At 31.4% G+C, this 18,961-nt stretch carries 20 protein-coding genes and 2 pseudogenes; 10 read left to right on the forward strand and 12 right to left on the reverse strand.

Annotation, left to right across the window (positions count from 1 at the left end):
• Positions 1 to 264 precede the first annotated feature (264 nt).
• Positions 265 to 843, forward strand: a complete 579-nt coding sequence (locus Q0870_RS03220; protein ID WP_298551030.1) for a DUF2892 domain-containing protein — start codon at positions 265 to 267, stop codon at positions 841 to 843.
• Between the two features lie 227 nt (positions 844 to 1,070).
• Here Q0870_RS03220 and Q0870_RS03225 read toward each other — a convergent pair whose 3' ends face one another.
• Both Q0870_RS03225 and Q0870_RS03230 read right to left on the reverse strand, forming a co-directional pair.
• Positions 1,071 to 1,355, reverse strand: a complete 285-nt coding sequence (locus tag Q0870_RS03225; protein WP_363317917.1) for a pyridoxal-phosphate dependent enzyme — start codon at positions 1,353 to 1,355, stop codon at positions 1,071 to 1,073.
• Between the two features lie 8 nt (positions 1,356 to 1,363).
• Positions 1,364 to 2,050 (reverse strand): annotated as a pseudogene (locus tag Q0870_RS03230) (pyridoxal-phosphate dependent enzyme).
• Positions 2,051 to 2,191: 141 nt separating this feature from the next.
• On the opposite strand from Q0870_RS03230, the pseudogene Q0870_RS03235 reads away from it, so the two are divergent.
• Positions 2,192 to 2,430, forward strand: a pseudogene (locus Q0870_RS03235) (IS110 family transposase); the annotation flags it as partial.
• Positions 2,431 to 2,477: 47 nt separating this feature from the next.
• Here the strand turns inward: Q0870_RS03235 and Q0870_RS03240 are convergent.
• The 5 genes from Q0870_RS03240 to Q0870_RS03260 all read right to left on the reverse strand — a co-directional run bounded on the left by Q0870_RS03240 (position 2,478) and on the right by Q0870_RS03260 (position 5,938).
• Positions 2,478 to 2,873 carry a hypothetical protein gene (locus tag Q0870_RS03240; RefSeq protein WP_298551032.1) on the reverse strand — a complete coding sequence of 132 codons (396 nt, stop codon included), beginning with the start codon at positions 2,871 to 2,873 and terminating at the stop codon, positions 2,478 to 2,480.
• A 15-nt stretch (positions 2,874 to 2,888) separates the two neighbouring features.
• Entirely contained in the window at positions 2,889 to 3,128 is a 240-nt protein-coding gene (locus Q0870_RS03245; protein ID WP_298551034.1) for a hypothetical protein, read from the reverse strand.
• Positions 3,129 to 3,265: 137 nt separating this feature from the next.
• The gene (locus Q0870_RS03250) at positions 3,266 to 4,165 is read right to left on the reverse strand and encodes a hypothetical protein (RefSeq protein ID WP_298551036.1); all 900 of its coding nucleotides are present in this window, start codon (positions 4,163 to 4,165) and stop codon (positions 3,266 to 3,268) included.
• A 150-nt stretch (positions 4,166 to 4,315) separates the two neighbouring features.
• Positions 4,316 to 5,236: a lytic transglycosylase domain-containing protein gene (locus Q0870_RS03255; RefSeq protein WP_298551038.1), complete on the reverse strand. Its 921-nt coding sequence runs from the start codon at positions 5,234 to 5,236 to the stop codon at positions 4,316 to 4,318.
• Between the two features lie 36 nt (positions 5,237 to 5,272).
• Entirely contained in the window at positions 5,273 to 5,938 is a 666-nt protein-coding gene (locus Q0870_RS03260) for an alpha/beta hydrolase (RefSeq protein WP_298551040.1), read from the reverse strand.
• Between the two features lie 115 nt (positions 5,939 to 6,053).
• On the opposite strand from Q0870_RS03260, the gene Q0870_RS03265 reads away from it, so the two are divergent.
• Positions 6,054 to 6,350, forward strand: a complete 297-nt coding sequence (locus Q0870_RS03265) for an N-acetyltransferase (protein ID WP_298551042.1) — start codon at positions 6,054 to 6,056, stop codon at positions 6,348 to 6,350.
• Positions 6,351 to 6,418: 68 nt separating this feature from the next.
• On the opposite strand, the gene Q0870_RS03270 is transcribed toward Q0870_RS03265, so the two are convergent.
• On the reverse strand, positions 6,419 to 6,934 hold the full coding sequence (locus tag Q0870_RS03270) for a hypothetical protein (protein WP_298551044.1): 516 nt from the start codon (positions 6,932 to 6,934) through the stop codon (positions 6,419 to 6,421).
• Between the two features lie 106 nt (positions 6,935 to 7,040).
• Positions 7,041 to 8,369, reverse strand: a complete 1,329-nt coding sequence (gene mtaB / locus Q0870_RS03275; RefSeq protein WP_298551045.1) for a tRNA (N(6)-L-threonylcarbamoyladenosine(37)-C(2))-methylthiotransferase MtaB — start codon at positions 8,367 to 8,369, stop codon at positions 7,041 to 7,043.
• Positions 8,370 to 8,455: 86 nt separating this feature from the next.
• Here mtaB and Q0870_RS03280 point away from each other — a divergent pair, with 86 nt between their 5' ends.
• A complete protein-coding gene (locus Q0870_RS03280) occupies positions 8,456 to 10,075 on the forward strand; it encodes an ABC transporter substrate-binding protein (protein WP_298551047.1) in 1,620 nt (539 codons plus the stop codon).
• Here the strand turns inward: Q0870_RS03280 and Q0870_RS03285 are convergent.
• The 3 genes from Q0870_RS03285 to Q0870_RS03295 form a co-directional block, all read right to left on the reverse strand.
• A complete protein-coding gene (locus tag Q0870_RS03285) occupies positions 10,072 to 10,407 on the reverse strand; it encodes a hypothetical protein (protein WP_298551048.1) in 336 nt (111 codons plus the stop codon). The two genes, Q0870_RS03280 and Q0870_RS03285, sit on opposite strands and share 4 nt — an antisense overlap.
• Positions 10,408 to 10,582: 175 nt before the next feature.
• Positions 10,583 to 11,758 (reverse strand): GlmU family protein, encoded by a 1,176-nt coding sequence (locus tag Q0870_RS03290; protein ID WP_298551049.1) that lies wholly within the window; start codon positions 11,756 to 11,758, stop codon positions 10,583 to 10,585.
• Positions 11,759 to 11,899: 141 nt separating this feature from the next.
• Positions 11,900 to 12,151, reverse strand: a complete 252-nt coding sequence (locus Q0870_RS03295; protein ID WP_135876988.1) for a type B 50S ribosomal protein L31 — start codon at positions 12,149 to 12,151, stop codon at positions 11,900 to 11,902.
• Between the two features lie 227 nt (positions 12,152 to 12,378).
• On the opposite strand from Q0870_RS03295, the gene Q0870_RS03300 reads away from it, so the two are divergent.
• The 6 genes from Q0870_RS03300 to Q0870_RS03325 all read left to right on the forward strand — a co-directional run bounded on the left by Q0870_RS03300 (position 12,379) and on the right by Q0870_RS03325 (position 18,952).
• Positions 12,379 to 12,912, forward strand: coding sequence for a DUF4199 domain-containing protein (locus Q0870_RS03300; RefSeq protein WP_298551050.1), 534 nt, complete (start codon positions 12,379 to 12,381; stop codon positions 12,910 to 12,912).
• A 38-nt stretch (positions 12,913 to 12,950) separates the two neighbouring features.
• Positions 12,951 to 13,901 (forward strand): glycosyltransferase family 2 protein, encoded by a 951-nt coding sequence (locus Q0870_RS03305; RefSeq protein WP_298551052.1) that lies wholly within the window; start codon positions 12,951 to 12,953, stop codon positions 13,899 to 13,901.
• A gap of 98 nt (positions 13,902 to 13,999) precedes the next feature.
• A complete protein-coding gene (locus Q0870_RS03310; RefSeq protein WP_298551054.1) occupies positions 14,000 to 15,730 on the forward strand; it encodes a phospho-sugar mutase in 1,731 nt (576 codons plus the stop codon).
• On the forward strand, positions 15,730 to 17,565 hold the full coding sequence (locus tag Q0870_RS03315; RefSeq protein ID WP_298551056.1) for an ABC transporter ATP-binding protein: 1,836 nt from the start codon (positions 15,730 to 15,732) through the stop codon (positions 17,563 to 17,565). The genes Q0870_RS03310 and Q0870_RS03315 overlap by 1 nt, the downstream gene beginning before the upstream one ends.
• Before the next feature lie 294 nt (positions 17,566 to 17,859).
• The gene (locus Q0870_RS03320; RefSeq protein WP_298551058.1) at positions 17,860 to 18,402 is read left to right on the forward strand and encodes an RNA polymerase sigma factor; all 543 of its coding nucleotides are present in this window, start codon (positions 17,860 to 17,862) and stop codon (positions 18,400 to 18,402) included.
• A gap of 43 nt (positions 18,403 to 18,445) precedes the next feature.
• Positions 18,446 to 18,952, forward strand: a complete 507-nt coding sequence (locus tag Q0870_RS03325; protein WP_298551060.1) for a hypothetical protein — start codon at positions 18,446 to 18,448, stop codon at positions 18,950 to 18,952.
• Positions 18,953 to 18,961: the final 9 nt, after the last annotated feature.

Genomic DNA, 18,961 nt, shown 5'->3' on the forward strand with positions numbered 1-18,961 from the left:
TTTAAAAATAGATGGCTTGTTAAAACCGAGGGCAAATATACAAACCCTTTATTACTTTGCAAATCATTTTTTAAAAAATATTTGAAATATTTTTCAAGGCTAATAAACTCACGCCAGACCTTTATTTATTTAGGATAATCAATTATTTTGTTAAATATCCTTATATCTATTTTAATAAAAATTTAGTTTCTTTGCAGTCTTAAAACTTTAAAGCGGTTTATTTCACATACAAACCGTACTTTTTATCAATTGAAATTTTAAAATATGTACAATAAAACTATAAAACTAATCATTGCGGCTGGAATAATTGCTTTTGCTATTTACCAATTTACCGAAGGCTATATTGGTAACGGCATTGCTCTTATATTTTTGTCTTTAATTTTTATATTCCTATATTTTAAAAACGAATTTATTCTTTTAGCCTTTTTAAGACTAAGAAAACAAGATTTTGAAGGCGCTAAAAAATGGTTAAACAGAATTAAGAATCCTGAAGCTGCATTAGTTACAAAACAACAAGGTTATTACAACTATTTACATGGCATTATGGTCTCTCAAGACAATATGAATGAAGCCGAGAAATATTTCAAAAAAGCTCTTTCATTAGGTTTATCAATGGATCACGACGTAGCTATGGCTAAGTTGAATTTAGCAGGCATTGCTTTTTCTAAGCGTAGAAAGCAAGAAGCGCAAAAATTATTATCTGAAGCCCAAAAATTAGACAAACAAGGCATGCTAACCGATCAGATAAAAATGATGAAACAAAACATGAAACAGGCCGCAGGACCTAATCAACATTACGGCGCAGGAGGTTCTGTAAGATCTCAAAAAAGACGCGGCAGGTAATAGAATATGGGTGTTACCCAGAAAAAGGGTCGGGCTTTCACCACTCGCTTCCTCCTACATAGGCAAGCTAAAAAGGCCATTCAATCCATAACGCACTCACTCATATGGCTTACTCAATATTTAATAGATACTTAGCACTTAGCATTTAGCAGAAAAAGTAAAATTATGTTACCTTTTTCAGTAAAGGACAGAGCTTGTGCAACGGTTACCAGTGTTGTGCGTAGTTCCTATTCGTACAGATTATAGTATGCGTGAACTAAAGGCATTCCACCAGTATGTATAAAAACTATTGTTTCATCTTTTTTTATTTTATTCTCTTTAATATATTCAATTAATCCAGCCATTGCTTTACTCGTATATACAGGACAAAGAAAAAGTCCTTCTAATTCGGCTAACATTTTAATTGCTTTAACTCCATTTTCTGAAGGAACTCCATATGCTTTCCCTACAAATTTGGTATTTAACTCGAAATCAATAGTTGTGTCAAATTTTGGTTTAACATTTTCAATTATTTCGTTTGTTAGTTATTTACAACGTTTTCAATTGTCAGGTCTTTGTGTAACACACTAAAACCAATCACTTTTGTTGAAGTTTTGGCAATAGCAAAACCAGCGATAAGCCCTGCCATTGTTCCACCACTACCGGTTGGTGTTATAACATAGTCAGGCACTGTTCCTTCTACGTTTTGAAATTGTTCAATAATTTCATTGGCACAATCAAAGTAACCTAAAGAGCCTAATAAGTTTGAACCACCAAAAGGAATTAAATAAGCTTTGTTTCCTTTTTTGTTTACATTATCAGCAATTTTTTTCATTTCAATTTAAAAGTCATCTTCTGCGTCAATAGTAATTATATTAGCATTCATTAACTTCATCAAGAGAGCATTCCCATTTTGATTGAAGGTTGTGTTCTGTTCAGGAATCATTGCTTTACAAACAACAATTGATTTTAACCCAAGTTGACAAGCTGCTCCAACAAGTGCACGAGCAGCATTAGATTGAAAGTGTCCCGCAATTATTAATGTATCTGCTTTTTTGTTAATTGCATCTGCTATAATTCGTTCATATTTTCTTAATTTATTTCCACCACCTCCGCGACCACTTTCATCATCTCTTTTGATATAAATTTTTGGACCTAATTTATTTGATAAATTTGGCAGGAATTCCAAAGAAGATTGCCTGTTTAGTAATTTGACTTTATTTTTCATTGATTTTTTTCGGAATTACAGATAACGTTCTGCATGGTTAGTTGCGTGTTTCAGTAACTAATTTAACAAACATTCATGAACCAGAGGAATTTCCGAAGGAAATTTCGAGTAAACTTGAGCCAAGCAATTAATTATATACGCGCTAGAATTAGTAAGATAGGTAATCAGAAACTTCGGAATTTATTATTTATGTGCAGTTTTAATGCTTGTAAATATAATAAAGCATGTCAAGAAATATATGAGTGATTAGTAACCAAAGTAAAGAGTAAAAAATAGCACTAATAGCGGTTTGTAATAAGCTTTTAAAACAGGCTTTTGCAATAGCTAAATCAGGATTAATATATGATGATTCTTACAGAAGTGCTTTAGTGAAAAATTAATGAGTTTTTACTTGTTTCTTACCACAGTACTTTGTTTGCACACGTTTTTATTCCACTTTTTTATATTCATAATGCTTGTCAAAAAGTCCGCCTTTATTTTTATAAATCAGTTTGTTTTTGTCAATTTCGACTATGATATAATTCCGATTTCCAATAGTCAGAATTGAGTCAGTCAATTTATAAGTCGAGTTATACTCGTTTCCCTTTTGGTTAATAAAAATTGATTTGTCGATATTAAAAGTCAGAGTAGTTTCCGATTCCGTTTTTTCGTCCGATTCCGATTCCGATTCCGAGTTATTTTCCGTTAGTGGCTCAATATCGTCAGGAAGAGAGTCCGATTCTGCAATTAAAATCCATTTTCCGATTAGTTTTTTTTCAGATTCAGATTGAGCTGTGCAAGAATTAATTCCTAAAATCAAAGACAGAATTATTAATGTTCTCATAATAGTTTTTTATTATCAACTTTTGGTGTAAAAACCCCAAACACAATTAGAAAATTCGCCAGCAACAAATTCAATTTTTTTATTAGGTAATTCAATCCAAAACTTATTGAATGATTTTGTTTCCCCATAATTTGGGTCTTTAACTATTACTGTCTCATAGTCAGATTTCCATTTGTATTCCCAAACATTTATTCCTTCAATTTCGCAATAATCTCCATCATAGGCAGTTTTAAAATGTTTCCAATCGTTGTTCATTCTCAAATGTTTGCTAACGTGTTTGTGTATGATTTCGTTGCGTGTTTCAGCAACTAATTTAGCAAATACAAACCAAATAGAAAATCCGCGAGGATTTTCGTAAGTAGGCGAGTACTAGCAATGAATTATACACGTTGTTAGGGCAAGTTTTTTTTATTCATTTTCATCGTTAATCTATTTCCATCTTCCGCAACAAGTCCTTCTAGATTTATTCCATATTTGTCATAAATAATATCCATAAATATTTCTCCGTTTGCCTCTTTAATTACTTCCGCTTTGTTTAAATTTATTGCTGGACAAAAAAGAACTCCAAATTTTCCTTCGGGAAAGTGTATTGCTATTGCTGGTTTAAGAAGGTTAAATGACCTCATATATAAAGCAAGAAAAGCACCTTTCTCTGGTCCTCCAAATGGGATGATTTGACTTTGATTGTTTTTAGAAATTGTTATTGTTCCTGGTCGAAATGATACGTCAGCATTCATTTCATAAATGAAACACTGTTTTTTTACGTTTTCTTGATAAACCGTTTCTATTGACAAGCAAAAATCGGCAACATCTTCAATTCTCTCATTTTTAATTACTGATTTAAACGCACTATTTATTTTGGAAGATTCTTTTTTATCAGATTCAGTAGAGTGATAATATTCTTGGAATTTGTTAAATGCTAATTGATTTCCTATCCAAGCATTTTGTTGATTTTGTTGAGCAGTTTTATTCGAAATCTTGATAATTACTGGATTTCCGTTTTCAAGAGAAGCAATTATAAAATCAGTTTCGTTATTAGATTCAATATTTGCTTTTAAACACTCAAGGACTAATTGTTGCAGATTTGCGATTTTATTCGAATAGAATAATTCAAGAATTTTTTCCGCAAAATGGATGTTTCCTGCGAAACTTAAACTCAAATATGGATTCAGAATTAATGATTTCAGATTTCCTGCAAGCGGATTATTTCGTACAGCATTTTTATCGGTAACTTTTGAATCAGATACGATATAAATTTTTTCCTTTATTTGACGACATATGATTAAAGTCACTCGGTTTCTCTCAAATTTGCCCTAACTAGTTATACAATAACTTCTATTCATTATATCCCATAAATAAATCGGGATAAGGTACCTTTTCGCAGATATTATCCCGCAATATATTTTTCATCTTTCTATCAAAATAAAAAAACGTTTATTTCTCTAATTATAATACCCTTCTTTAGGAATCTCAACTAAATAAGCCTTTCTTGATTTATTATTAAGATGTGGCTCACGTAACCAAGGGTTGTGAAGTTTTAATAGTTTATAATTTATTCCAAAACGTTGTGCAAACTTAGTAAAGTCTGTTACCGCAGTATCCACCTCAACTTTATATGTTGGGATGTTGGTATATAAATCTTTATCTCTAAAATTGAAACCGTATTTTTTTGGGTTTGATAAAATCTCTTTTAAAGCCACAATTCTAAATAAATAGCGCCCCGTTTCTTCGCCTAAAAGCAAATCGTAATACTCAGAAACGCCCTGTTCTTTTAAACGTCTTGAAACTCCTGCATTACCCGCATTGTAAGCAGCTGCAGCCAATGTCCATGACCCCAATTTGTTTTTAGCCTCTAATAAGTACTTGCAAGCCACCTCGGTAGCTTTTTCTAAATTATAACGCTCATCTACATTTTTGTTTACTTCTAAACCATTCTCTCTACCAGTTGCTGGCATAATTTGCCAAACACCCCTTGCTCCTGCTGGAGACACCGCATTTGTTAAACCACTTTCAATAACTGCTAAATATTTAAAATCGTCAGGAACACCGTGTTTAGCCAAAATAGGTTCAATAACTGGGAAATATTTTTTTGCTCGTTTAAACATTAACAATCCATTTGATTGCCAATATGTGTTAACCAATAACTCTCTATCCATACGTTCTAAAATATCTGGATTTTCAAGCGGCATAGCCTCGCCAGCAAAATTCAAATTGTCTGGAACTTGTAGCGCATAAACGTTATAATCATTTATTAATTTTGTTTCGAAATTTTCATCTGTAGGTGCATCTTGTAGGGCATAAATAAATAAGGTGCATAAACTTAATAGTCCCACAAACGCCAATGCTTTCTGTATAATCTTCATTTTAATAAGTTTTTTTATAAAATTAAAAAAAATAGCTTACTTACCTAAAATTAGCTTAGGTAAATTTTCGTTAAACCATTTATATTTATTGATAATTGCAATATGAGTGCCGTTTTTTAAAACAATAGGGTTTTTAATATATTTTATTGGAAACACGGGGTCCTTATCGCCATGAATATGAATTATATCGGGCAAAATTTCTGTCTGTTCCCAACATACCATTTGTTTTATTGCCCAGCTCAAATATTTACTATCGTTAACAGATAAATACTTTTTATAGAGTTCTAAACGCTTGGTCATAGTTGCACCAAAAGCATATTTCTCAAAAACATCAATTTTACTTGCCAATTGTGTTGGCACCAAGGCATATGCTTTGGTAGTTTTAGCCAAAAGCATCTTTTTTGGCAACTCACCCATAGACTTTACACTAGATACAATAATAAGTTTTTTGACTCTAACATGCTTACTCATTTCTTGCACCATAACACCACCAAATGACACACCTAATAAAACAATATCATCATGTTTTATAATTTTAGATAATCTTAGCGCATAGTCACTTAAACTTTCATTATCTAAGGGAATTATCCATTCAAGCAAATGAATTTTAAACTGATTTTCAGGCAATTTAATATGCTCAAAAATTTTAGGACTTGCAGCCATTCCTGGCATTAAATAAACATGTATTATCTCTTGAACCATAAGGCATTAACCTTAAATTTACTTTAATCTAACAATTATTTTTTGTATTTTTGCACAAAGTTAGAGAAATAGTACTCACTATTTTTAATTTCCTAAGAATTAAAACAAAAATAACATGGTTGAAGCTGCAGAATTAATTGACAATGATTTTCTACGTCAATTTGAAATTAAAGTTGATGATGATTTAGCAATAATTGAATACTCTTTACAGGAAAGAAAGATTTTTTTAACCAAACTAATTATTCCAGAAAGTATTACAGATGAAGATTTTAAAAAAGAATTTTTATCTCTTGTTTTTGAAGAAATAGCATCACGCAACTTAAGTGTTATGCCTACTTCTCCTTCAATAGCAAAATTTGTAAGAAGTAATAGAAAATATAAACGCATGCTACCTGTAGGGGTTAGAATATAGTTTTCTTTCAATAAAATATAAAAGCCAAAACTTTAAAGTTTTGGCTTTTATATTTTATTAGATTTTTTTTATTGTTTAATGTAAACTAAAGTTAAATCTTTCGTTGTTATCACTTGAGTTAAATTTTCATTATAAATTTTAATTCTATCTTCAAATACAAAAGAAATTTGATTGCCTTCAATTTGTGCTTGACTCTCACCGATTATAATAATAGAATCATTTACGGTATAAGATGTTGCCAAACTTATTATACCCTCATCACAAGACACATTAAAACTATATTCACTTGTCGAATTGTCTAATACAGAAATATCTAAATCAGGATTAAATGTTGTGTTTAATGATACCACTCCTTTATTATCAAAAAATAGCGTTTCATTTCTTGAACAATCTATTTCATTTAAAAGATTAGTACTTATTGTTCCATCATTATTAATATCGAAACCTTCTTCAACATGCCAAGCAGTCAGTTTCCAAACACCAGTAATAGATGAGTCATTTGAATCTATTGAATCGTCTGTAGAACAACTAGAAAAACACACTAGCGCAAACGCAAAACATAGGTTAATAAATATTTTATTCATATTGGGGCATGATTTAATCTATGCTAAAGTATATGCAGAAGCTTAATTCCACACAATAAATAAGTTAAAAGACTAAATTTCAGGGTTTATTCGTCGAAAATTAGAATTAACTACCTTGAAAAACTTCTAAAAATTCAAACCTCACTATGCCATCATTGTCAATTTGAGAAAGTTCAACGTGATGTAATGTATTTACCAAATTAGGATTCCAAGGTGTTTTAACTTTAACATAATTTTCAGTAAAACCATGAATATAACCTTCTTTATTTTCGCTTTCAAATAAAACGGTTCGAGCTGTTCCTATTTGACTTTCGTAAAAAGCGCGACGTTTCTTAACGGATAAGCCTCGTAACATTTTACTTCGTTTACTTCTCACATTTTTAGGTACTACACCATCCATATTTGTAGCTTCAGTATTATCACGCTCTGAATATGTAAAAACGTGTAGATATGAAATATCTAATGCGTTCAAGAAATTATACGATTCTAAAAAGTGAGCATCTGTTTCTCCGGGAAAACCTACAATAACATCCACACCAATACAGGCATGAGGCATTACCTCCTTTATTTTGGCAATCCTATCTACATACAATTCGCGCATATATCTACGCTTCATTTTTTTAAGAATATGGTTACTTCCAGATTGTAAAGGAATATGAAAATGTGGAACAAAAGCTCTAGATTTTGACACCAAATCTATCGTTTCATTTTTTAAAAGATTAGGCTCTATAGATGAAATTCTTAATCTTTCAATACCATCCACATTATCTAATTGAGTAACTAAATCTAAAAAGGTGTGTTCGTGCTTTTTGTTGCCAAACTCGCCTTTACCGTAATCTCCAATATTAACTCCTGTTAAAACAATTTCTTTAATGTTTTGTTTTGAAATAGCTTGAGCATTTTCTAAAACATTTTTCATGGTATCACTTCTTGAAATACCACGCGCTAGAGGTATTGTGCAATAGGTACATTTGTAATCGCAACCATCTTGTACTTTTAAAAATGCACGAGTCCTGTCTCCTATGGAGTAACTACCAACATAAAAATCAGCATCTTCAATTTCGCAGGAATGAACTTCTCCAAAATCATTTTTGGAAAGGTCATTTAAATAGTCAGTAATCTTAAATTTCTCAGTCGCCCCTAACACCAAATCTACGCCATTAACATCGGCCAACTCTTGTGGTTTCAATTGGGCATAACAACCAACCGCTGCAACAAAAGCATCAGGATTAGCTTTTTGCGCTTGCTTTACAATTGTTTTAAATCGCTTGTCTGCATTTTCGGTAACCGAACAGGTATTAATCACATAAATATCTGCATTTTCAGAGAAATCGACTCTATCAAAACCTTCAGCATTAAAATTTCTGGCAATGGTAGAAGTTTCTGAAAAATTCAGTTTACAACCTAATGTATAAAATGCGACTTTTTTATTCATTGTACTTTCATTTCCGTGAAGACGGAAATCTCATTATATTTACCTTCTTTGACTAAAAGATTGCAAATTTACAACTAATAAGTTACATGATAAAACCAATTTCAAGACAAATAATTAGCTATTTATCAATTAGTTGTATGTTTTTTTTGTTTTTTTCTTGTGAAAATAATTCAAACAACAATAGAGACCATCTTGTTTTTCGATACAACGAATTTGCGAACATAAACACTTTAGACCCTGCCTTTTCTAGAACACTTCAAGACAATTCGGTTTGTAATCAGTTATTTAATGGATTAGTGCAACTGGATAGCGATTTAAATATATTACCTTCTATTGCTAAAAATTGGACTATATCTGAAAGCGGGCTTACATACACTTTTAATTTACGAAACGATGTTTACTTCCATAAACACAAATTATTTGGTAAAGACTCAACTAGAACTGTGGTTGCTAATGATTTTACATACAGCCTAAACCGCTTAAGAGACGATAAAATTGCAGCCCCTGGTAGCTGGGTTTTAAACAAAGTTGATAGTTTTAAAGCTGTTAACGATACTATCTTTAAAATTACTTTAAAACAACCTTTTCCTGCTTTTATTGGTTTATTAAGTATGAAGTATTGCTCTGTCGTTCCCAAGGAGGTTGTGGATTATTATGGAACTGATTTTAGAGCAAATCCTATTGGAACAGGTCCTTTTAAATTTAAGCGTTGGGAAGAAAATATCAAGCTTGTTTTTAGGAGAAACAATCAATACTTTGAGAAAGATGATACTGGAAAATCACTGCCATATTTAGAAGCGATAGCATTAACATTTTTGCCAGATAAACAAAGTGAATTTTTACAATTTGCCCAAGGTAATATTGATTACTTACAAGGCCTTGACGCCTCTTACAAAGATGAATTACTGACTGCTGACGGTAAACTTAGGAGTAAATATGCTGAAACAGTTGATATGATTCGAGGGCCATATTTAAATACGGAATATTTAGGATTTTATTTAGATTCTGAGACACCAGAAATACAATCTCCATTAATACGAAAAGCTATAAATTATGGTTTTGACCGAAAGAAAATGATGATTTATTTACGAAATGGTATTGGGAATCCCGCCAATGGTGGTTTTATTCCAAAAGGACTTCCTGGTCATGATACATCTATTGGATTTAGTTACCAACCAGAAAAAGCAAAACGATTAGTTGAACAGTTTAAAAATGAAAGCGGTATAGCAAACCCTGAAATTACCTTAGTAACATCGAGTAATTATTTAAGTTTTTGTGAATTTATACAGCGTGAACTTGAAAAAACAGGTTTAACAATTAATGTTGATGTCATGCCTGAAGCGACGTTAAGGTCTGCCAGATCAAACGGGAAAGTTGATATGTTTAGAAGCTCTTGGGTTGCTGATTATTTAGATGCCGAGAATTACTTATCTATTTTTTATAGCAAAAATTTTGCGCCTGGTGGCTCGAATTATTTCCATTACAAAAGCCCAGTATTTGATAGTTTATATAACAAAGCGTTTACGGTTACAAATATTGAAGAACGCAAACATTTATATACCACCATGGACTCTTTAGCTATGCAAAAAACAATTATGGTGCCTTTGTTTTATGATGAAGTGGTGCGGTTTACTCAGAAAAATGTAAAAGGCTTAGGTACAAATCCGATTAATTTATTGGATTTAAGATATGTGAGGAAGGATTAATTTTCTTCTATGTTTTTGCCTATATCTTGGATTTCGTCTTTTATAACTACAACAGATTTTTTCCAATTTTTTTCCAATAAAATATAAAAACCCCAAACACCTAACAGACCTAATGGTAAAGCCAATAAGTTTATTCCATAGGTGCTTTCCCAATTGAAACCCCAATCGAAAACATAAATATCTAAAATAACAATTAGCGCAAGAAAAACATTTCCGATAACGTAATAGGTTACAACCCCTAAAATAGCATAAAGCCATTTGTTTTTGCTGTAATCAACAGATAAGTCGTAAAATCGTTTTCCTATAAAGTAGATTAATAATATTCCTAACATAATTTTTTTGTTTTTATAAACTATAAAATGGCTTTAGTACACTAGCGTTGTTTTACTATTTTAACCTTAAAAACCGCGGGTTAGCGCGTTAGGGATTGAAGCGGCATCCTTTTTTGCCATTAAAAGCAAAAAAGATATAGCGAAAAAGCCCGACCCTTGTGGTAACGCCAAAATTTTAATCTCTTCTGTACTGTTTAGTCTGTTCGAAAATATGTTCTAGTATGGCTTTATCTTGATCCGAAAATTCAATTTTGCGCCTTGCCATAACCACTTGGGCAACCTCGAATGCTTTTTTGGTTAAGTATGTTGTAAAGCCACCGTTACCACCCCAACTAAAACTAGGCACAAAATTGCGCGGAAAACCGCTACCAAAAACATTAGCGCTTACACCAATTACGGTACCTGTATTAAACATGGTGTTTATGCCACATTTACTGTGGTCGCCCATCATGAGGCCACAAAACTGTAAGCTAGTTTTTGCAAAACCCTCTGTTTGATAATCCCATAAACGGACTTCAGCATAGTTGTTTTTTAGGTTTGAAGTGTTAGTATCTGCACCTAAATTACACCATTCGCCTAATACAGAATTACCTAAAAAACCGTCATGCCCTTTATTGGAGTAACCAAAAATAACTGAGTTATTTACTTCGCCTCCAACTTTACTATACGGCCCTACGGTTGTTGGCCCATAAATTTTGGCACCTAATTTTATAGTTGCGCTTTCGCAAAGTGCAAATGGACCACGAATAATAGCGCCTTCCATAATTTCGGCATCTTTACCAATATATATAGATCCATTGCTAGCATTAAGTGTTGCGAATTCTAATTTTGCTCCCTCTTCAAGAAATATATTTTCTGGCGCTATAATATTATTGCTTGCTGGAATAGCTTGAGATATTTTTCCTTTTGTGATAAGTAAAAAATCTTCTTGAATAGCTTCTCCATTTTTAGAGAAAATGTCCCAGGTGTTTTCTACTTTAATAATATCTTGAGGGAACTCAATAGCTTGGTAGTTTTCAAAATTAATATCGTCTTGTGCTTCTTTTGTAAAAAACGCTATTACGTCTTCATCTTTAAAAATGGCTTGATTCTCTTTTAAGTTTCTTATCATTTCTACCAACTCTAAATTGGGAAGATAAGATGCATTAATCATAATGTTTTCATCCATTTCAACCATAGGGTATTTATCTGATAAATAATCCTCGGTAACTGTTGTTGTGGTCGTTTTTAAAAAAGTTTCCCACTTTTCTCTAATGGTTAAAATACCAACTCGAATATCGGCAACCGGCCTTGTAAAAGTAAAGGGTAATAAATTATTTCGTGATGGACCATCAAAAAGAATGTAATTCATAAAAAAGTTAAAAGTTAAAAGTTAAAAGTTAAAAGTTTTGATACCCTTATCTTAAACTTTAGATTAACAAATAGATTATTGTAAAAATAAAAAAGCCTTTCTATAGTAGAAAGGCTTTTTTTAAATATCTTTTGTACTAAATTATTTTTTAAACTTAGCGTATTTAGTTTTAAACTTATCAATACGACCAGCTGTATCTACTAATTTAGATTTACCAGTATAGTATGGATGAGATGTTCTAGAAATCTCCATTTTTACTAATGGGTATTCAACACCATCAACTTCAAGAGTTTCATTAGTATCTGCAGTAGATTTTGTTAAAAACACATCGTCGTTAGACATATCTTTAAACGCTACTAATCTATAATTTTCTGGATGTATACCTTTTCTCATCTCTAAATGCTTTTTATTACTTTCAATTTTGGAAGTGCAAATTTAAGTATTTTTTATAAATGCGCAATACTTTTTATTATTTTTTATTACGATTCCCATTTCTAGAAAAAAGCAATTAAAACAGAAACTTCAAGACAGTATTTTGAAGAATTCTTTTTAAATATATAATGTAACGTTTTCTTATCTTTGGTTACTAACTAAGCAACTAACAAATTAATTAAAATATTATGGAAAAATCTTTAAAATCTATTGCTACAAATTACGGTCTTTATTTAGGTATCACATTAGCTTTAATAACTGTAGTTGCCTACGCTGTTAATCTAGATTTATACACTAAAATATGGTTTGGCCTTTGTTTAATGGCCGCGATAATTGTTTTTGGAATCATTTCTGTTGTAAATACTAAAAAAGCTAACGGAGGGTTTTTAAGTTTCAAAAATGCTTTTACCTCTTATTTCATAACTATCTTGATTGGAATTGTTATTAGTACGATAGTTAGTCTTATTATTTTTAATGTTATAGACCCTGATGCTGCTGCAGAACTGCAAGTAAAAGTGATTGACTCACAGTTAGCAAGACTGGAAGCTTATAACGTTCCTACTGAAGTTATTGATGAAACTATGAAGAAAATGGAAGCACAAGGCAACATGTTTGCTATTGGTAACGTATTACAATCTTTAGTTTTTCAATTAATTGGATTTAGTGTAGTTGGATTAATTGTTGCTGCTGTTATGAAAAAAAATAACCCAGACGAAGCATAAATTCAGTATTTTTGAATATTATTTTGAAACTATTCTAAATGCATATATCTGTAGTTATACCACTACTAAACGAGGAAGAATCTTTAACCGAATTACATGATTGGATTGCTAAAGTTATGCAGTCCAATCATTTTTCGTATGAAATTATTTTTATAGATGATGGTAGTACAGATGATTCATGGCAAACCATATCGAGGTTATCAAGCCAAAATGAATCAGTAAAGGGTATTCGCTTTTTAAGGAATTTTGGTAAATCTCAAGCACTTCACGCTGGTTTTGAAAAAGCGCAGGGCAATGTAGTAATTACTATGGATGCTGATTTACAAGATAGCCCGGATGAAATTCCAGAACTTTATAACATGGTTATAAAAGACCATTACGATTTGGTTTCTGGTTGGAAAAAGAAACGCTATGACTCTGTTTTAAGTAAAAATCTGCCATCAAAATTATTTAATTGGGCTGCAAGAAGAACTTCAGGCGTTAAGCTACATGATTTTAATTGCGGTCTTAAAGCGTACAAATTAAATGTTGTAAAAAATATTGATGTTAATGGCGAAATGCATCGTTATATCCCAGTATTATCAAAAAATGCAGGTTTTAGTAAAATTGGCGAAAAAGTTGTGCAACATCAAGCTAGAAAATATGGAGAAACAAAATTTGGTATGAACAGATTTATACACGGTTTTTTAGATTTAATTACCATCTGGTTTTTATCGCATTTTGGCAAACGTCCAATGCACTTGTTTGGTACCTTAGGTTTTATTATGTTTGCTATAGGCTTTATATTTGCTACATACTTAGGTATTGATAAATTATATTTAAACCCAACGGGTAGACTTATAACGCAGCGTCCACAATTCTACATTGCGCTTTCTACAATGATTATAGGAACTCAGTTTTTTGTTGCTGGTTTTTTAGGTGAATTAATTTTACGCAATAAAACAGACAAAAAAAGGTATTCAATTAAAGATGAATTAAATTTTAATTAGAATACTTTAAAGGGCTTCATTTATTTCAAAATGGCAACTTTTTGAAAGCTATTATTTTACAATTGATTACTTTTGTAATCTACTTTTTTATAAAACTTATGATACACATTGAACCAAAAATTTTAGAAAGAATAAATGCATGGTTAACACCTGCTTTTGATGAAGACACGCAAACTATTATAAAAAATAGTATAGCCAACAATCCAAAAGATATTCAAGAAAGCTTTTATAAAGACTTAGAATTCGGAACTGGTGGTATGCGAGGTATAATGGGTGTTGGAACTAATCGTATAAATAAATATACATTAGGAAAAAGTACTCAGGGTTTAAGTGATTATTTACACAAACAATTTCCAAATGAAACACCAAAAGCAGTTATTGCTTATGACTGTAGGCACAATAGTAAAACACTTGCTAAGGTAGTTGCTGATGTGTTTTCAGCAAATGGAATCGAGGTCTATTTATTTGAAGATTTGCGTGCTACTCCAGAATTATCATTCGCGGTAAAACATTTAAATTGCCATTGCGGTATCGTTTTAACTGCATCTCATAACCCACCTGAATATAATGGTTACAAGGTGTATTGGCAAGATGGTGGTCAATTAGTTCCTCCACATGATGGAGCAGTAATTAATTTAATTAATGATTTGGATTATGCAGATATTAAATTTGAAGCGAACAATAATCTTATTAATTATATAGGAAAAGATGTTGATGATGCTTTTATAGATGCCTCGGTAGAAAATGGATGTGTTGGTGCTACACAGATGGCAAAAGATAATTTAACGATTGTATTCACATCACTTCACGGAACATCAATTACTGCAGTTCCTGAAACGCTAAAACGTGCAGGTTATAAAAATGTACACATTGTAAAAGAACAAGAGGTTCCAGATGGTGGTTTTCCAACAGTAAAATCTCCAAACCCAGAAGAACCAGCGGCTTTAAAAATGGCTTTAGAATTAGCTGAAAAAGTAAATGCCGATATTGTAATTGGTACTGACCCTGACTGTGACAGATTAGGTGTTGCTGTTAGAAATTCCGATGGAGAATTACAACTTCTTAACGGAAATCAAACCATGTTGATGATGACCGATTTCTTATTAAAACAATGGAAAGCAGAAGGTAAAATTAAAGGTAAAGAGTTTATTGCTTCAACTATTGTTTCTACGCCAATGCTAACCAAACTGGCAGCGGCTTATGGCGTTGATAGTAAAATTGTTTTAACTGGTTTTAAATGGATAGCTAAACTTATTAAAGATTTTCCAGAATTAGATTTTGTTGGTGGCGGAGAAGAAAGCTTTGGCTTTATGGTAGGCGATTTTGTAAGAGATAAAGATGCTGTAACCTCTACCCTACTAGCTTGTGAGATAGCAGCAATTACTAAAGCAAACGGAAGTTCATTTTTTAATGAATTAATTAAACTTTATACTGAACATGGTTTTTATAAAGAAAAATTAATCTCATTAACTAAAAAAGGCATAGAAGGCGCAGAAGAAATCAAACAAATGATGACCGATGCTCGTAAAAACCCTCTTAAAATTGTAAACGGATCTAAAGTTGTGAAAATTGAAGATTACGAATCAGCTACTTCAATGGATATGGCAACAGGTAAAACAACGTCTCTAGACATACCAAAATCTAACGTTATTATTTATTATACTGAAGATGGAAGCCAAATTGCCTTAAGACCGAGTGGTACAGAACCTAAAATAAAATTTTATGTAAGTGTGAATTCTAAATTAGATTCAGTTGAAAATTTTAAAGCTACTGAAGCTGCTCTAGATACTAAAGCCGAAACCATCTTAAAAGATATGAACCTCATTTAATGAGTCATTTCACTAATATATTAAAATACGCTAAACCTTATAAAAAGTATGCTTTAGGACACATTATTTCTAATGTGTTTTATGCTTTATTTGGTACACTTTCTTTTGTAGCATTAATGCCCATGCTAGATGTGATTTTTGACAATACAAAACAACCTCCAGAATCTATTCCTGAATTTACGGGTCTAGATAACATCAAGGAGTTTGCACAAGACTTTCTATCCTTCAAAATGAATGAATTTACAGGGGGAGATAAGGCTAAATCTCTTGTTTTTGTAATTGTATTAATAGTCATAATGTTTTTACTTAAAAACATTGCTGCATATTTAGCCAGTTATTTCATGGTTTTTTTGCGTAACGGTGTTATTAGAGATATTAGAAATAAAGTTTATAAAAAAACTGTAGAGCTACCACTATCTTTCTTTTCAGAACAAAGAAAAGGAGACATTATAGCTCGGGTAACTGGTGATGTTAATGCTTTACAATACTCTTTTCTACCGGTCTTAGAACTTATTGTAAGAGAACCATTAACTATAATATTTACATTGGCTACAATGCTTTTAATAAGTCCTCAATTGACACTGTTTGTTTTTATATTTATCCCTATAATGGGTTTTATTATTTCAAGAATTGGAAAAAGTTTAAAACGAAAATCAGGTCGAGTTCAAAAAGAACAAGGTGTATTTATATCTACTTTAGAAGAAACATTAACAGGCTTGCGCATCATCAAAGGGTTTAATGCAGAAAGTGTTTTTAATGATAGGTTTCAAAAATCTACAAATCGATTTTATAACTATTCAAATAAATTATTAAATCGCCAAAATTTAGCTTCACCAACTAGTGAGATTTTGGGTATTATAATGGTTTCGGGCATTCTATGGTACGGAGGAAACTTAGTGCTTAGCGGAGTTCCTGGTTCGTCTCTAGACGGAAGTGCTTTTTTAGTTTATATGACACTTTCATATCAAATACTAACACCAGCAAAAGCTATAACGCGTGGTATTTATAACATTAAAAAAGGTGGTGCCGCGGCAGAACGTATAGAGGAAATTATCGACACCCCAAACCCTGTAAAAGATAAACCAAATGCTATTGACATAGAAGGGTTTAATAGCCAAATGGAGTTTAAAAACATTTCATTTAAGTATAAAGATGATTATGTGCTAAAAAACTTCTCGTTAACAATTCCCAAAGGTAAAACAGTGGCATTGGTTGGTCAATCTGGTAGTGGAAAGTCTACCATTGCCAATCTAATAACTCGATTTTATCATGTTAATAAAGGTGACATCCTAATTGATGGACAAAACATTAACGATATTACAACAAGTTCTTTAAGACAGCAACTAGGTATTGTTACTCAAGATGCGATTCTATTTAATGATAGTATTATCAATAATTTAAAACTAGGTAACCAAGATGCAACTGAAGAAGAAGTTATTGAAGCTTTAAAGGTTGCTAATGCATGGGAATTTGTTAAGGATTTACCCGAAGGCATAAATACCAATATTGGAGATGCGGGCGGAAAACTTTCTGGAGGACAAAAACAACGTTTAAGCATTGCTCGAGCAGTTTTAAAAAGTCCACCAATTATGGTTTTAGACGAAGCAACATCTGCATTAGACACGGAAAGCGAACGTGTTGTGCAAGTAGCTTTAGAAAATATGATGAAAAACAGAACGTCTATAGTTATAGCTCACAGGCTTTCAACCATCCAAAATGCTGATAATATTGTGGTCTTAAAAAAAGGAGAGATTGTTGAACAAGGAAAGCACGAGGAACTTATTAATATAAACGGTGTTTATAAAAAATTAGTAGACATGCAAAGCTTTGAATAGAGCTTAATAGTTTATAAAATATAAAAAGGATAGAGATTTGGGTTTCTATCCTTTTTTTTGGTTTTTGCTAGACTTGGGGAAGACTAACAACATAAGTAGGTTTCTGTTACAAATATAAAACACAAAAACTAATCCTACAAGAAAAAATACATTTAATCGTATTTTATTTACACTTAATCGATTATTTAACATTAATCATCTAAAAAACAGCAGAATACGTTTTTGAGATAAAAATGATTTTTTACACTTTAAACTTTTAGTATATTTATTAGTCTAAAGTCTAAACAATTGTTTGTGATTGACGAAGCACAATTATTAGAACAACTAAAATCTGAGACGTATAAAAATAAAGCCTTTAAAGCATTACTTTCGCTTTACAAGGAGCGGTTGTATTGGCATATTCGTAGTATTGTAAAATCTCATGATGATGCCGATGATGTGCTTCAAAATACTTTTATAAAAATTTTCAAGAATATTGATAAGTTTAAAGGCGATAGTAAATTATTCTCATGGATGTATCGTATCGCAACAAACGAATCAATAACATTTATAAACAAAAAAGCAAAACGATTGCAGGTCAGTAATGAAGAAGTCCAGAACTTAGCCATTAATAACTTACCATCGGATGTATACTTTGAAGGTAATGAAATTCAATTAAAGTTACAGAGAGCAATTGCAACCTTACCAGAAAAACAACAATTAGTATTTAACATGAAATATTTTGAAGATTTGAAATATAAAGACATGTCAGAAATATTAGAAACAAGCGAAGGCGCCTTAAAAGCATCATACCATATCGCAGTAAAAAAAATTGAAGCCTATTTAACTCATAATTAAACCTTTTCGATATATTCTGGTCAAATATGTAGAATTTAAAAAAATGAAAAATAAAAATATCCCAAATATTAAATCAACAGGTTTTAAACTACCTAATGATTATTTTGAGTCTTTTGATGAAAAAATATTTAGTAAATTAAATATTGAAAATAAATTAGATTCAATTAGAAAACCAGGGTTTAAAGTTCCTGATAATTATTTTGAATCTCTAGATAACAAGATTTTAAATAATACTTTAAACACAAATGAACCAAAAGTTGTTCAGCTTTTTAGTAAAAGAAATTTAATTTATATTTCCTCGATTGCTGCAGCTATCTTATTATTGTTTAACCTTTCTGTTTTTGAAAACAAACCCTCATTTGACAACTTAGATATTGAAACCGTGCAAAACTATATTGAAGATGAAAACATTAGTTCTTATGAGATTGCTGCGCTATTTATTGATGAGCATATAGAAGAAGACAATTTTATTGAACATAATTTTAACGAAGATAATATAGAAGAATACCTATTAGATAATGCCGATATTGAGGTTTTAATGATAGAATAATAATATATA

It is taken from the genome of uncultured Algibacter sp. (assembly GCF_947487575.1).
Lineage (GTDB): Bacteria > Bacteroidota > Bacteroidia > Flavobacteriales > Flavobacteriaceae > Algibacter_B.

Coding starts and splice junctions, on each gene's coding strand:
- Q0870_RS03300 (WP_298551050.1), top strand. CDS start 12,379: ATGGAAAAATCTTTAAAATCTATTGCTACAAATTACGGTCTTTATTTA.
- Q0870_RS03260 (WP_298551040.1), bottom strand. CDS start 5,938: ATGGTTCAAGAGATAATACATGTTTATTTAATGCCAGGAATGGCTGCA.
- Q0870_RS03315 (WP_298551056.1), top strand. CDS start 15,730: ATGAGTCATTTCACTAATATATTAAAATACGCTAAACCTTATAAAAAG.
- Q0870_RS03305 (WP_298551052.1), top strand. CDS start 12,951: ATGCATATATCTGTAGTTATACCACTACTAAACGAGGAAGAATCTTTA.
- Q0870_RS03265 (WP_298551042.1), top strand. CDS start 6,054: ATGGTTGAAGCTGCAGAATTAATTGACAATGATTTTCTACGTCAATTT.
- Q0870_RS03255 (WP_298551038.1), bottom strand. CDS start 5,236: ATGAAGATTATACAGAAAGCATTGGCGTTTGTGGGACTATTAAGTTTA.
- Q0870_RS03285 (WP_298551048.1), bottom strand. CDS start 10,407: ATGTTAGGAATATTATTAATCTACTTTATAGGAAAACGATTTTACGAC.
- Q0870_RS03310 (WP_298551054.1), top strand. CDS start 14,000: ATGATACACATTGAACCAAAAATTTTAGAAAGAATAAATGCATGGTTA.
- mtaB (WP_298551045.1), bottom strand. CDS start 8,369: ATGAATAAAAAAGTCGCATTTTATACATTAGGTTGTAAACTGAATTTT.
- Q0870_RS03290 (WP_298551049.1), bottom strand. CDS start 11,758: ATGAATTACATTCTTTTTGATGGTCCATCACGAAATAATTTATTACCC.
- Q0870_RS03220 (WP_298551030.1), top strand. CDS start 265: ATGTACAATAAAACTATAAAACTAATCATTGCGGCTGGAATAATTGCT.
- Q0870_RS03280 (WP_298551047.1), top strand. CDS start 8,456: ATGATAAAACCAATTTCAAGACAAATAATTAGCTATTTATCAATTAGT.
- Q0870_RS03245 (WP_298551034.1), bottom strand. CDS start 3,128: ATGAACAACGATTGGAAACATTTTAAAACTGCCTATGATGGAGATTAT.
- Q0870_RS03325 (WP_298551060.1), top strand. CDS start 18,446: ATGAAAAATAAAAATATCCCAAATATTAAATCAACAGGTTTTAAACTA.
- Q0870_RS03295 (WP_135876988.1), bottom strand. CDS start 12,151: ATGAGAAAAGGTATACATCCAGAAAATTATAGATTAGTAGCGTTTAAA.
- Q0870_RS03240 (WP_298551032.1), bottom strand. CDS start 2,873: ATGAGAACATTAATAATTCTGTCTTTGATTTTAGGAATTAATTCTTGC.
- Q0870_RS03270 (WP_298551044.1), bottom strand. CDS start 6,934: ATGAATAAAATATTTATTAACCTATGTTTTGCGTTTGCGCTAGTGTGT.